The 13,128-nt window shown below is 68.3% G+C and carries 13 protein-coding genes; 9 read left to right on the forward strand and 4 right to left on the reverse strand.

Annotation, left to right across the window (positions count from 1 at the left end; all coding sequences use genetic code 11):
- Nucleotides 1–15 precede the first annotated feature (15 nt).
- The 3 genes from VLI63_RS05920 to VLI63_RS05930 are packed head-to-tail and all read left to right on the forward strand — an operon-like array spanning nucleotide 16 to nucleotide 2,117.
- Complete coding sequence (locus tag VLI63_RS05920; protein WP_409155948.1) at nucleotides 16–1,137, forward strand: PQQ-dependent sugar dehydrogenase; 1,122 nt, start codon at nucleotides 16–18, stop codon at nucleotides 1,135–1,137.
- Between the two features lie 10 nt (nucleotides 1,138–1,147).
- A complete protein-coding gene (locus VLI63_RS05925; RefSeq protein ID WP_409155949.1) occupies nucleotides 1,148–1,660 on the forward strand; it encodes a hypothetical protein in 513 nt (170 codons plus the stop codon).
- Nucleotides 1,653–2,117: a SprT-like domain-containing protein gene (locus VLI63_RS05930; RefSeq protein WP_409155950.1), complete on the forward strand. Its 465-nt coding sequence runs from the start codon at nucleotides 1,653–1,655 to the stop codon at nucleotides 2,115–2,117. Before VLI63_RS05925 ends, VLI63_RS05930 begins: the two co-directional genes overlap by 8 nt.
- Nucleotides 2,118–2,160: 43 nt before the next feature.
- Here the strand turns inward: VLI63_RS05930 and VLI63_RS05935 are convergent, their stop codons facing one another.
- Nucleotides 2,161–2,571, reverse strand: coding sequence for an SRPBCC domain-containing protein (locus VLI63_RS05935; RefSeq protein WP_409155951.1), 411 nt, complete (start codon nucleotides 2,569–2,571; stop codon nucleotides 2,161–2,163).
- A gap of 49 nt (nucleotides 2,572–2,620) precedes the next feature.
- Between VLI63_RS05935 and VLI63_RS05940 the strand changes: the two genes are divergently transcribed.
- Nucleotides 2,621–3,229 carry a CGNR zinc finger domain-containing protein gene (locus VLI63_RS05940; protein ID WP_409155952.1) on the forward strand — a complete coding sequence of 203 codons (609 nt, stop codon included), beginning with the start codon at nucleotides 2,621–2,623 and terminating at the stop codon, nucleotides 3,227–3,229.
- Between the two features lie 16 nt (nucleotides 3,230–3,245).
- Here VLI63_RS05940 and VLI63_RS05945 read toward each other — a convergent pair whose 3' ends face one another.
- The gene (locus tag VLI63_RS05945) at nucleotides 3,246–3,551 is read right to left on the reverse strand and encodes a DUF427 domain-containing protein (protein WP_354574482.1); all 306 of its coding nucleotides are present in this window, start codon (nucleotides 3,549–3,551) and stop codon (nucleotides 3,246–3,248) included.
- 89 nt (nucleotides 3,552–3,640) lie between these two features.
- Here VLI63_RS05945 and VLI63_RS05950 point away from each other — a divergent pair, with 89 nt between their 5' ends.
- The 3 genes from VLI63_RS05950 (at nucleotide 3,641) to VLI63_RS05960 (ending at nucleotide 6,503) form a co-directional block, all read left to right on the forward strand.
- A complete protein-coding gene (locus VLI63_RS05950; protein ID WP_409155953.1) occupies nucleotides 3,641–4,120 on the forward strand; it encodes a hypothetical protein in 480 nt (159 codons plus the stop codon).
- Nucleotides 4,117–4,731, forward strand: coding sequence for a DUF1684 domain-containing protein (locus VLI63_RS05955; protein ID WP_409155954.1), 615 nt, complete (start codon nucleotides 4,117–4,119; stop codon nucleotides 4,729–4,731). Before VLI63_RS05950 ends, VLI63_RS05955 begins: the two co-directional genes overlap by 4 nt.
- A gap of 230 nt (nucleotides 4,732–4,961) precedes the next feature.
- Entirely contained in the window at nucleotides 4,962–6,503 is a 1,542-nt protein-coding gene (locus VLI63_RS05960) for a DEAD/DEAH box helicase (protein WP_409155955.1), read from the forward strand.
- A gap of 148 nt (nucleotides 6,504–6,651) precedes the next feature.
- On the opposite strand, the gene VLI63_RS05965 is transcribed toward VLI63_RS05960, so the two are convergent.
- Nucleotides 6,652–7,191: an NUDIX hydrolase family protein gene (locus VLI63_RS05965; protein ID WP_354574486.1), complete on the reverse strand. Its 540-nt coding sequence runs from the start codon at nucleotides 7,189–7,191 to the stop codon at nucleotides 6,652–6,654.
- Nucleotides 7,169–7,657, reverse strand: a complete 489-nt coding sequence (locus VLI63_RS05970; RefSeq protein ID WP_409155956.1) for a hypothetical protein — start codon at nucleotides 7,655–7,657, stop codon at nucleotides 7,169–7,171. Before VLI63_RS05970 ends, VLI63_RS05965 begins: the two co-directional genes overlap by 23 nt.
- Here VLI63_RS05970 and VLI63_RS05975 point away from each other — a divergent pair.
- The gene (locus VLI63_RS05975) at nucleotides 7,656–12,287 is read left to right on the forward strand and encodes an ATP-dependent helicase (protein WP_409155957.1); all 4,632 of its coding nucleotides are present in this window, start codon (nucleotides 7,656–7,658) and stop codon (nucleotides 12,285–12,287) included. The genes VLI63_RS05970 and VLI63_RS05975 overlap by 2 nt on opposite strands.
- Before the next feature lie 33 nt (nucleotides 12,288–12,320).
- Nucleotides 12,321–13,097 (forward strand): DNA-formamidopyrimidine glycosylase family protein, encoded by a 777-nt coding sequence (locus tag VLI63_RS05980; RefSeq protein WP_409155958.1) that lies wholly within the window; start codon nucleotides 12,321–12,323, stop codon nucleotides 13,095–13,097.
- Nucleotides 13,098–13,128 lie beyond the last annotated feature (31 nt).

Here is a 13,128-nt window from a genome sequence, read left to right on the forward strand (position 1 = left end):
GTTCAGACTCGAGAGATGATGCGCCAGACACTGCCGCTCGCTGTGGCCTCGCTCCTCGTGCTCACGGGCTGCGCTGAGGTTTCGGAGCCGCGCGATAGTCCATCGACCGCCCCCTCGGCTCCCCCACCGGCCGGCAGCGTTCGCCCCGTCGGCGAACCGAGGGTGCTGGCGACCGGGCTCGCATCACCGTGGTCGATCGTGCGCCTCGGGGACGCCGATTCCACCCTGATCAGCGAACGGGATTCCGGCACCGTGGTGGAACGGCTGCCATCGGGCAAACTCCGCGACGTCGGTGTCGTCCCCGGAGTCGTGCATGCGGGCGAAGGCGGCCTGCTCGGCCTCGCGGTGCACCCCGCGTCGTCCGGTTCGGCACGCTGGCTCTACGCCTACCTCACGACGGCCACGGACAACCGCATCGTGCGGATGCCCCTGGCCGGGGAATCAGGCTCGTACCGCCTCGGCGATCCGATCCCGATTCTCACCGGGCTCGCCAAGGCCGGCAATCACGACGGTGGTCGCATCGCCTTCGGCCCGGATGGCATGCTCTACGCCACCGTCGGCGATGCCGGGCAACCCAGCCGCGCCCAGGACCCCGCCTCCCTCAACGGAAAGATCCTACGGATGACGCCCACCGGCGGCGTGCCCCGGGACAACCCGACCAGCGCATCCCTCGTCTATTCGCTCGGACACCGCAACCTCCAGGGCATCGCCTGGGACGCGGACGGGCAGCTCTGGGCCGCCGAGTTCGGCCAGAACACCTGGGACGAATTCAACCGGATCGAACCGGGCGGCAACTACGGCTGGCCGGTCGTGGAGGGAATCGGGTCGAAGAGCGGTTTCATCGATCCGCTCTACCAGTGGCCCACCGCCGATGCCAGCCCGAGCGGACTCGCCTTCGCTGGCGGAACGTTCTTTCTGGCGGCGCTGCGGGGAGAACGGCTCTGGGCGATCAACCCGGGAAGCGCCACCACGGCACAGCCCTACTTCACCGGCGATCTCGGACGGCTGAGGGATGCCGTGGCCGGCCCGGACGGATCTCTCTGGCTGCTGACCAACAACACGGACGGGCGCGGAACACCGGGCGAGGGCGACGACAAACTCGTGGAAGTGCGACTGGATGCCTCTCGCGCGGGTTAATCTCAAAGGGATGATTACCGGCTACGACCCCGAGACCCTGCGAGAGCACGTCGACCGTGCCCTCGTCGAATCCCGACTCGCCGAACTGGGCAACGGGCGGAGCACTGCGGTGCTCGGAGAGAAGGCCGAGCTGCTGCGCCTGCTCGGCAGGCACGGCGAGGCACTCGTGGCCGCCGAACAGGCCTTTCGACTCGCCCACTTCAGTGGGGATCGTGAACAGCTCACCGCTGCCCGCCTGCGGCGAGCGCGCATCTTCCAGTACCAGGGTGAACTCGATCGGGCCCTTGCCGAGATGACGGCCGTGCGGGCCACCGCCGCCCTCGAAGAATGGGCGGCCCTCGAGGGCTCGGCCGCCTACTTCTCGGGGTCAACCCTGTTCGACCTCGGGCGCTACACGGAATCCCGGGAGGCATTCGCCGCCGCGCTCGACATCCGCACCGGATCGGAGGCACCCGTGTCCGAGATCGAATCCGCCCGCTTCGCGCTGGAGGTCGCCACGCGACAGGCAGCGGCATTTGGCTGAGCTTCTGCGGGTGCGTCGTTGGGCGGATGCCCTCATCGCCCTGCACCTCGACCCCGCCTGGAGCTTCACGTTCGACTCCGCGAAGACGCGGGCGGGACTCTGCAATTACACCTCGAAGACCATCAGTGTCTCGCGCTATCTCGCCTCGAGATATGAGGACGACGAGATCCACCAGGTGCTGCTGCACGAGGTCGCGCACGCGATCGCCGGCACCCGCGCGGGTCATGGGCCGCGCTGGAAGACCGTAGCGGCAGACCTCGGATACGAGGGAAACCGCTTGCACGACGGGGCGATCGCCAGCGAACTAGCCCCCTGGGTGGGAGCCTGCCCGGCGGGGCATCTCCACTACCGGTATCGCCGTCCCACCCGCACACTCGCGTGCGGACGCTGTTCCCGGCGCTTCGACGCCGCCCACACGATCGCCTGGACACAACGCCAGGTGGCGCGGCAGCGCTGACCGCCCGGCGTCACGTCAGCGGCCGAGATTCACGGGGCGGGAGTCAGCGGTCGGGATCGAAGGCGGCCGCAAGGTGCGCCGCGACGTTCTTCCAGTGGCCGAGCATCATCCGTCGCTCCTCGCGGTCGGCGAGACGGTCGTGGTGGATGACGATCGTCGTGCCGCCGTCCACCTCCTTCACCGATACCTGGAGGGTGGTCTCGTGGGGCCAGTCCTCCGGCTGCCAGGTGAGACGCACCTTCGCGTTGTCCGCGTAGGCGCGCACCTCGCCGGCGACGCCATCCGCGGTGCGATAAGTCTCGCCCTTCACGCGAGGCAGGGTCGTCTCGCCCAACCACAGGGGGAGGCCCTCACCGATCAGGAACTGCCAGGCGACATCGATGCGCGCGGGCACGGTCTGCCGCACGCCGACGTTCCAGCCGGCATCCTTCGTCTTTCCTGGCGTTTCGGTCATTGCTGTCTCCTCCATGAGAGCCAGTCTAGTAACCGGCTACATTGGTTACATGTTCACGACTGATGGCCGCCCGACCGGCCAGGAGATGACCCTGAGTGACGGCCGGGACTGGTGGTTCGACTCGGGCTCGCTGGCGATCGATTTCGCCTACACCGGGGCGATGACCTCCGGCCGGGAGACGCTTCATGCCGCGTCCGACCTCTCGGCGTGGCTCACCGGTCGGTTTCCCGAAGTGGTCGACGGCGCGACCGACCGTGACCTTGTCGACGCACGGGCACTTCGCGGATCGCTCGCCCGCGCGGCTCTTGCCCGAAGCAGCGACACCGAGATCCCTTCGGACGACGTCGACGTGATCAACCTCTTCGCGGCGACCCCGGACATCGCGCCCTCCCTCGTGGGGGGCACGCGCCAGGCCGGACGCTCCCGCGCGAAGGCCAGCCAGGCCCTGTCTGTTCTCGCCAGAGAGGCAGTGGAACTGTTCGCGGCCAACCCGAGCGATCGCATCCGCGAGTGCGCAGCGGATGACTGCGATCTCGTTTTCTACGACGAATCACGCTCCAACAACCGCCGCTGGTGCTCGATGCAGCGCTGCGGGAACAGGGCGAAGGTGCGAGCCCATCGGGCCCGCACCTCCGAAGACGCTCCCCCGCCGAAGTGAGGGTGATCGAGCGGGACTAGCTGACCGTTACCTCTTTCCAGAAGGCGACGTAGTTGCTGAAGTCTTTGCCTTCCGTGCGCGCGAAGGCGGTCTCGTAGGGGTGCGGGTAGCTCCAGGCGCGATCCTGAAGCAGGGTGTCGCCGTCCTTGACGCTGAAGTACTGGCAGGCGCCCTTCCACGGGCAGGTGTACGGCGTCGCGCTGTCGACGAGGAACTCGCTCTTGACGCTCGACGGGGGAAAGTACCAGTTGCCCTCGATCTTGATGAGTTCGTCTTGCGGGGCGTCGGCAATGACGACGCCATTGAGAATTGCCTGGGTCATGATTCCTCCTGGAGGCTATGGGTGGGTAGTAGGCACAACGCTACGCACGCAACCTGAATTCCCTCAGGCGCCGGTGGCAGACTTGACCGATGCGAATCCTCCTCAAGCTCGTGCTGGACTGCACTCCGGATGCCGCGTGGGACGCCGTGCGCTCCCCCCGGGGCATGCAGCAGGTCTCAGCTCCGTTTTCCACCTTCGAGTCGCTCGAACCCGCCGGCTTTCCCGTGTCGTGGTCGGCCGGCGATCATCCGGTGAAGATCTCGAGCTTCGGCTTGGTGCCCGTCGGAGACCAGGTGATCGGCATCTCCTACCCCGAGCGCGATGACGACGTGCGCGTGCAGGTGGACAACGGCCGCGGGCTCAGCGGACCGCTCGCCCTCGTGACCAAATGGCAGCACTCGATCGCCATTGCTCCGGCGGTCGGCGGCCGCACCCTGTACCGCGACCAGCTGGTCTTCGAAGCCGGATCCCTCACCCCGCTGCTCTGGTTGGGCTACTGGGCGTTCTGGCAGTGGCGCGGCGCCCGCATCCGTTCTCTCGCTCCCACCTGGAAGTCCCGCACCTCATGACCGCCTACGAGGTCGCCGACTGGCGCCGGCGCGTCTTCGCGCTCTACGCGGAGGTGCGCGTCGCCACGGATCTCTTCGCCGCCCACGACCTGTGGAGGCGGGAACGGGATCGGCTCTTCGCCGAACATCCGTCGTCCCCGCTGTTGCCCGACGACCTCGCAGCCTTCACCGGACTGCCGGTGAAGCCCTACGACCCGGACTGGCGGTTCGAAGTCGCCGTGACGGCGGCCGAGCCCCGGCACATGGACTTCGAGACCGGAACCGACGGCATCGTGCCCTTCGACCTCATCGGAGTCGCGGATGTCCCCGGCATCGGGCAACTGGACGTCTGGAAGCTCGGCAGCTACGGCGGCGGCATCTTCCTTCCGGTGAAGGATGCCCTCGCCGGGCGTCCGGGCGGCACCTACGGCGGCGGCCGCTACCTCCTCGACACCATCAAGGGCGCGGATCTCGGCCCCGGCCGAGCTCGCGACTCTCTCGTGCTCGACTTCAACTTCGCCTACAACCCCTCCTGCGCCTATGACCCGGCGTGGGCCTGCCCGCTTGCGCAGGCGGGCAATCGCGTGGCCGTGGAGATCCCCGTGGGCGAACGGTATTCGGGAGTGCACTGACCCCACCTGCTAGAGTGGGGGTACTTGCGAGACCACGAAGGTCTCCCTGCGTCGTTGAACGCTCCCTCTTCTCCCCGTCGCATCCCAGGTTTTGTTTGATATCTGCGGCGCGAACGGGTTGTAGATACTTTCTGCGGCGATCGATTGCGGCCATCGTCGCTCTCGCCACTTCACACCCGGGTTTCGACAACCTCGATCGCCGGCGTGTGGTTCTATCCGAAAGCTCGACCATGTCTGAATCCACCTCATCCTTCGGCGCGCTCGGCGTGCCGGCACCCCTCGTCGCGGCCCTGTCCGCGCAGGGGATCGACTCCCCGTTCCCGATCCAGGTCGACACGCTGCCCGACACCCTCTCGGGACGTGACGTGCTCGGCCGCGGAAAGACCGGCAGCGGCAAGACCCTCGCGTTCGCCATCCCAATGATCGCCCGTCTCGGCGGGAAGCTCGCCGGCGGCCAGCGTCGCCCGGGACGCCCTCTCGCGCTCATCCTTGCTCCGACTCGCGAGCTTGCCACCCAGATCACCGTTGCGCTCACCCCGCTCGCGGATGTCTACGGGCTCAAGTCCGTCACCATCTTCGGCGGCGTCTCGCAGCAGCGCCAGGTCGCGGCACTCAAGGCCGGTGTCGACATCGTCGTCGCCTGCCCCGGCCGCCTCGAAGACCTCATGAAGCAGGGCTTCGTCTCGCTGGATGCCGTCGAGATCTCGATCCTCGACGAGGCCGACCACATGGCAGACCTCGGCTTCCTTCCCGTGGTCACCCGCATCATGGATAAGACCCCCCAGTCCGGACAGCGCATGCTGTTCAGCGCGACCCTGGACAACGGAGTCGATCGCCTCGTGAAGAAGTACCTCCACAACGAGGTGCTGCACTCGGTCGACGAAGCGACATCACATGTCAGCGCCATGACACACCATGTGTTCGAGGTCGACTCGGTGGAAGCGAAGAACGAACTGATCAAGAAGCTCGCCTCCGGCACCGGTCGCCGCATCCTCTTCATGCGCACCAAGCACCACGCCAAGAAGCTGGCCAAGCAGCTCACCGACGCGGGCATCCCCTCCGTCGACCTGCACGGCAACCTCTCTCAGGTGCAGCGCGACCGCAACCTCGCCTCCTTCGCCGCCGGTGACACCCGGGTGCTCGTGGCGACGGATGTCGCGGCCCGCGGCGTGCACGTGGACGACATCGAACTCGTCATCCATGTCGACCCGCCGGCCGAGCACAAGGCGTACCTTCACCGCTCTGGCCGCACCGCCCGCGCCGGCAAGGAGGGCGAGGTCGTCACGATCGTGCTCCCGACCCAGCGCCGCGACACCGCCGCCCTGCTCAAGAAGGCGGAGATCACCGTCACCCCGCAGCAGGTCTCGGCCGACTCGGCCGCCGTCACCGCCCTCGTGGGCGACGTCGCCGCCTGGGTCAAGCCCGCTCCGCGCGCCGCCGTCCAGGTCCAGGGTGCTCCGCGGGCCCGCTCCGGCGGACAGCGCCAGTCGCAGGGCGGACGTTCCGCCGGACAGGGTCGCTCGCAGGGAGGTTCGCAGGGCGCGAACGCCCAGCGCAAGCGTGCCAACCGCGACGGTGCGCCTGCAGCCGGTGGCTCGCGCAACTTCTACAGCACGGCAAGTGGCGAGAGTGCGTCATCCGGCGCTCCTCGCACGGGCGGGGCTCCGCGCGGCGGTGCGTCATCCGGTGCCGGCCGTGCCGGATCCGGCGGCGGACTCGTCGGCATGTCACAGGGCGGCGGACGTCGTCGCAGTGGCGGCGGCGGTCGCTAGTCACACGACCTGAAAGGGCCCTCACACTTCGGTGTGGGGGCCCTTTTTTTCGCTTTCAGGGAGCCCGAAGCCCCCTCCGCGCCGCAGAATGACAGGTGCGCTCGTGAGTTCGGGCGCCAGTGTCACTCGGGCCAGCGGAGACGGGCTCTCAGTACAGGCGACCGACCGAGGCGAGGGCCGCGCGAACGAGCGCTCCGCGACCGCCCTCCATCTCGGCGGAGACCTCGTCGGAAGCCGCCTCCTGAGGGGTCATCCAGGTGAGTTCGAGGGCATCCTGACGCGGGTCGCAGGTGCCGGTCACCGGCACAACGTAGGCGAGGGATACCGCGTGCTGGCGGTCATCGGTGAACTGCGATCCCGGAAACGGGAAGTACTCTGCGACCGAGAACGGAATGGGGCTCGAGGGCAGCAGCGGAAATGCCATGGGGCCGAGATCCTTCTCGAGATGGCGGAAGAGCGCGTCACGCAGGCTCTCGCCGTACATCACCCGCCCGGAGACGAGGGTGCGGGTGATCGCGCCGGCGGAGTTGGCACGCAGCAGGATGCCGACCTGGGTGACCTGGCCGACGCCGTCCACTCGCACGGGCACCGCCTCCACGTAGAGCAGGGGAAGCCGTCGCCGTGTTTCGGCGAGCTCCTCATCGGACAGCCAGCCAGAATTCGGGTCAGGTGTGCCTACGGAGCTCATGCTCCATTGTCACCCCTCCACGACCCCCCGCATGACTGGCGACACAGCATGCCTGTGCGGCGAATGACCGGCGATCACGACAGGCGCTCGAGTCGAAGCCGAGGATCAGGTAGTCGACGATCGACCAGACCAACCCCGTGATGGGGATGAGCAACAACAGAACCGACCATCCGCTGTGCGCGGAGACGTGCACGAGCACGATCACGATGATGATCCTGATGATCCTGATGATCGCCAGCCAACCCGGGCTGCCCGCCTTGGCGAAGATGCGCCACAGGGCGATGACGGCGAGCACAGAGATGACGAAGGAGATGATCGAGGTCGTCGATTGCTGCCAAGACGCCTGGTCGGTGTGGAAGTCGAAGCTGCTGAAGCCCCCGTACCGCCAAGGCGGATGCGCCTCCGGTCGGGTCGCAGCCTGGTGACAATCCGCAACTGTCAGCGGGTTCGGGGAGGATAGGAGCATGAGCGATGTGCTCGGGCGATTCTCCCCGGCGACCCGAGACTGGTTCTCGGGGGCGTTCCCCGCGCCCACACCGGCGCAGTTGGGGGCCTGGGAGGCGATCACCGCCGGCGCCAATGCCCTCGTCGTGGCACCGACCGGGTCGGGAAAGACCCTCGCGGCCTTCCTGTGGGCCATCGACCGCCTGGCCACGACACCGGCTCCGGATGACCGCAACCTCCGCACCCGAGTGCTCTACATCTCCCCGCTCAAGGCCCTCGCCGTGGACGTCGAGCGCAACCTTCGCGCCCCGCTCGTGGGCGTCACGCAGACCGCGAAGCGACTGGGGATGTCCCCTCCCGAGGTGACCGTCGGCGTGCGTTCCGGCGACACCACCTCCGGTGATCGCCGGTTGTTGCAACGCTTGCCCCCGGACATCCTGATCACGACCCCCGAGTCGCTCTACCTCATGCTCACCGCGTCGGCCCGGGAGACCCTGAAGGGCGTGGAGACGGTGATCATCGACGAGGTTCACGCCGTCGCCTCGACCAAGCGCGGCGCCCACCTCGCCCTCTCGCTCGAACGGCTCGACCTGCTGCTCGACAAGCCCGCCCAGCGGATCGGACTCTCCGCCACCGTGCGCCCCCGGGAAGAGGTGGCGCGATTCCTCGCCGGCGGCGCGCCCGTGACCATCGTCGCTCCCCCCTCGACGAAGAAGTTCGACCTGAGTGTGGTCGTGCCGGTCGAGGACATGACCGAACTCGGCACGGCTCCGGCGGTGCGGGAGGGATCAGCGGCGGCATCGACCGAGGCCGTGCAGGGGTCGATCTGGCCGCACGTCGAGGAGCAGATCGTCGATCGCATTCTCGAGCACCGGTCCACGATCGTCTTCGCGAATTCCCGCCGGCTCGCCGAGCGACTGACCGCGCGGCTCAATGAGATCCAGGCGCTTCGCGAGGAGGAGACCGAGCTGGAGCCCGCCGGCGCCCCCGCGGGTCGAGTAGCGAGCGCCAGCGAGCGTCTCGAGACCCTGGCCGGCGTCGAGACCCTGGCCGGCGTCGAGACAATTGCGTCGATGCAGGCGCCAGAGCGCCCCACTCGACTAACCGGACTGCTGGCACGCGCGCACCACGGCTCGGTGTCCAAGGAGCAGCGCGCCCTCATCGAAGACGACCTCAAGTCCGGTCGCCTGCGCTGCGTGGTCGCGACGAGTTCCCTCGAACTCGGTATCGACATGGGGGAGGTGGACCTCGTGATCCAGGTCGAATCCCCGCCCAGTGTCGCGAGCGGCCTCCAGCGCGTCGGTCGCGCCGGGCACCAGGTCGGCGAGGTATCGCGCGGCATCATCTTTCCCAAGCACCGGGCCGACCTCATCCACGCCGCGGTCGCCAGCGAGCGGATGTCCGCCGGTCTCATCGAGGCGATGCGCATCCCGCAGAATCCCCTCGATGTGCTCGCCCAGCAAACGGTGGCCGCCGTGGCGCTCGACTCGCTCGATGTCGACGAGTGGTTCGACACCGTGCGCCGCAGCGCACCCTTTGCCAGCCTGCCGCGATCGGCCTTCGACGCGACGCTCGACCTGCTCAGCGGGCTGTATCCCTCGGACGAGTTCGCAGAACTGCGCCCCCGCATCGTCTGGGACCGTGTCGGCGGCACGATCACGGGTCGCCCCGGAGCCCAGCGTCTCGCGGTGACCTCGGGCGGCACGATTCCGGATCGCGGGCTGTTCGGGGTGTTCATGGTGGGCTCGGGCACCGGGGATCGGGCGCCCGCGCGAGTCGGTGAGCTCGACGAGGAGATGGTCTACGAATCCCGGGTTGGCGACGTCTTCGCGCTCGGGGCCACCAGTTGGCGCATCGAGGACATCACCCACGACCGCGTGATCGTGAGCCCCGCGTTCGGTCAACCGGGCAAGGTGCCGTTCTGGAAAGGCGACGGCATCGGCCGCCCCGCGGAACTCGGTCGCGCCATCGGGGAATTCACCCGGGTGATCGCGAACGGCTCGACGTCGGATGCCCGCACCCGCGCCGTGCTCGGGGGACTCGACTACCGCGCGATCAACAACCTCGTCGCGTTCATCGATGACCAGAAGAAGGCGACAGGCCAGGTGCCGAGTGACCGCACCCTCGTCGTCGAACGCTTCCGTGACGAGCTCGGCGACTGGCGGGTCATCCTCCATTCCCCTTACGGCATGCAAGTTCATGCGCCGTGGGCGCTCGCGATCGGAGCGCGCATCCGCGAGCGCTTCGGTCTCGATGGCGCGGCCATGGCAAGCGACGACGGAGTCATTCTGCGCATCCCCGATACCGAGAGCGAGCCACCCGGCGCAGAGCTCTTCGTTTTCGAGCCTGCCGAACTGCGCGACATCGTCACCGAGGAGGTGGGGGGATCGGCTCTGTTCGCCTCCCGGTTCCGTGAGTGCGCAGCCCGGGCGCTTCTGTTGCCCCGCTACAACCCGGGACGGCGTTCCCCGCTCTGGCAGCAGCGCCAGCGGGCCTCACAGCTGCTGGACGTCGCGCGCAAGTATCCGAGCTTCCCGATCGTGCTCGAGACGGTGAGAGAGGTGCTGCAGGACGTCTATGACCTCCCTGCGCTCACCGAGCTCGCCGAACAGATCGAAAGCCGGCGCATCCGGATCGTCGAGACGGAGACGGAGCAGGCATCGCCCTTCGCTCGTTCGCTGTTGTTCGGCTATGTCGCGGCGTTCATGTACGAGGGCGATTCGCCCCTCGCCGAGCGCCGCGCCGCTGCCCTCTCGCTCGACCCGACGCTGCTCGCCGAGCTGCTGGGCCGCGCCGAGCTGCGCGAGTTGCTCGACCCCGCGGTCATCGAGCAACTCGAGCTCGAGCTGCAGAGGCTCGCACCGGATCGGCGTGCCCGCGACGCGGAGGGCATCGTGGACCTGCTGCGCATGCTCGGTCCGCTGACCGAAGCGGAGATCGTGCTTCGTCTCGACCCCGCAAGCGGACTGGTCGGCACGACTCTCGACACGGCGCTGGCGAGCCTCGCCCGATCCAACCGGATCTGGCGCGCCGGCAGCGAACGCTGGGCGATCATCGAGGATGCTGCGCGCCTGCGTGATGCGCTCGGAACCCCCTTGCCCATCGGCATCCCCTCCGCCTTCATCGAGCCGGTGGACGACCCCCTCGGTGATCTGGTCAGTCGCTTCGCCCGCACCCACGCTCCGTTCACCGTCACCGCCGTCGCCGACCGCCTCGGTCTCGGCACGGCCGTCGTACTGAGCGCACTTCGCACCCTCGCGAGCCAGCGGCGCGTGGTCGAGGGCGAGTTCAGGCCGGGCGCGACCGGCAGCGAGTGGTGCGATGTCGAGGTGCTGCGGCGGCTGCGCAGCCGGTCTCTCGCCGCTCTCCGCCACGAGGTCGAACCGGTGGATGCCGCGACTCTCGGGCGATTCCTGCCATCATGGCAGCACATTGACGAGCCACTGCGCGGGGTCGACGGCCTTGCCGCGGTGATCGACCAACTCGCCGGGGTCGCACTGCCGGCATCCGCGTGGGAGTCGCTGGTGCTTCCCGCTCGGGTGAGGGACTACTCGCCGGTGATGCTCGACGAGCTCACCGCATCGGGTGAGGTCATCTGGTCGGGGGGTGGCGCACTCGCCGGCAACGACGGCTGGCTGAGCCTGCACCTGGCGGACAGCGCGAGCCTCACCCTTCCGGAGCCCACCGGGGCCGAGACCACCGAACTGCAGCGATCGATCCTGGCGAGCCTGACCGGCGGTGGCGCGTACTTCTTCCGCCAGCTCTCCAACGCCGTCGGAAGCACCGATGACACGGCGCTGCTCGCCGCACTGTGGGACCTCGTCTGGTCGGGACTGGTGACCAACGACACCCTCTCACCCCTGCGCTCGTACCTCGGGGGCACGACGACCAAGGCTCGAGCGGTTCCGCGGTCGCGCGCATATCGCGGCCGGGCACGGCCAAGTATGCCGAGCGTCGGCGGTCCACCGAGCGCCGCCGGGCGCTGGTCCCTTCTTCCGCTCGCGGAACCGGATGCCACGGTGCGCGGCGTCGCGACCGCTGAGCTGTTGCTCGAGCGCTACGGCGTCGTCACCCGCGGTGCGGTGGTGAGCGAGGGCATTCGCGGTGGATTCTCTCTCGCCTACCGCGTGCTCAGCGGTTTCGAGGAGACCGGGCGTGCTCGCCGCGGATATTTCGTCGAGGGGCTCGGCGCCGCCCAGTTCGCCACTGGGGCGACTGTCGACAGGCTGCGTTCCTTCGCCCGCGAACCCGACTCCGAGCGCGACCCCGTGGCCATCACGCTCGCCGCGACCGACCCGGCGAACGCCTACGGTGCCGCGCTCCCCTGGCCGGCCGCCCCGGTCGTCGAGGGAGCAGACGACTCCAAGCGCGGCCACCGCCCTGGGCGTAAGGCCGGTGCGCTGGTGGTGATCGTCGACGGGATGCTCACCCTGTATGTGGAGCGCGGGGGCAAGACGATGCTCACGTTCACGGAAGACACCCGCGCAGTGGCGGCGGCGGCGCAATCGCTCGCCTCGGTCATCCGTCGCTCGGGCGGTCGGCTCAGGGTCGAGCGGGTGAACGGTGACTTCGTGATCGGCACGAGCCTCGGCGACGCTCTTGTCGACGCGGGTTTCAGCGCGACACCGCAGGGACTCCGGTTGCGCGGATGACGGCGTCGGGCATCCGGATGGCAGGATACTGACGTGCCAGAGGGCGACACCGTCTACCGCACCGCGGTGAACCTGAACACGGCGCTGGCGGGTGGCGAACTCACCCGCTGCGACATCCGTGTACCAGCTTTCGCGACGGTGGATCTCACCGGCGATGTGGTCGAGGGCGTGGTGAGTCGCGGCAAGCACCTGCTGATCAGGGTTGGCGAGCACAGCATCCACAGCCACCTCAAGATGGAGGGGTCGTGGCACGTCTACCGTCATGGCACGAAGTGGCGTCGGCCAGCGTGGCAGGCGCGGGCCGTGCTCGCCACCGCTGACTGGGTCGCCGTGGGGTTCGAGCTCGGTACTCTCGACGTGGTGGCTCGCAACGACGAGGCGAGCGTTGTCGGCTATCTCGGGCCCGATCTGCTCGGTGCGGACTGGAACGCGGATGAGGCGCTCCTTCGCCTCACCGCCGACCCGGACCGCGCGGTCGGCCTCGCCCTGCTCGACCAGCGCGTGATGGCCGGACTCGGCAACGTCTACCGCAACGAACTCTGCTTTCTCAGCGGCGCCCTTCCCACCCGGCCCGTCGGCGATATCGAGAGCCCCGCGAAATTGGTGACCCTGGCCCACCGGCTCATCGACGCCAACAAAGACCGGGTCGATCGCACCACGACCGGCTCGCTGCGCGGGGAGACCGACTGGGTCTATCGCCGTGAAGGCAAGCCCTGCCTGCGCTGTGGAACCCGAATCGAACACGGCGAACTCGGCGAAACGTCACTGCAGCTGCGGGACACCTATTGGTGCCCGAACTGCCAGAGGTGACATGATCTCATTACGCCACTAAGGTAAAGAA

The sequence above is a fragment of the Lacisediminihabitans sp. H27-G8 genome (assembly GCF_046156175.1).
In the GTDB taxonomy this organism is placed as follows: Bacteria; Actinomycetota; Actinomycetes; order Actinomycetales; family Microbacteriaceae; genus Lacisediminihabitans.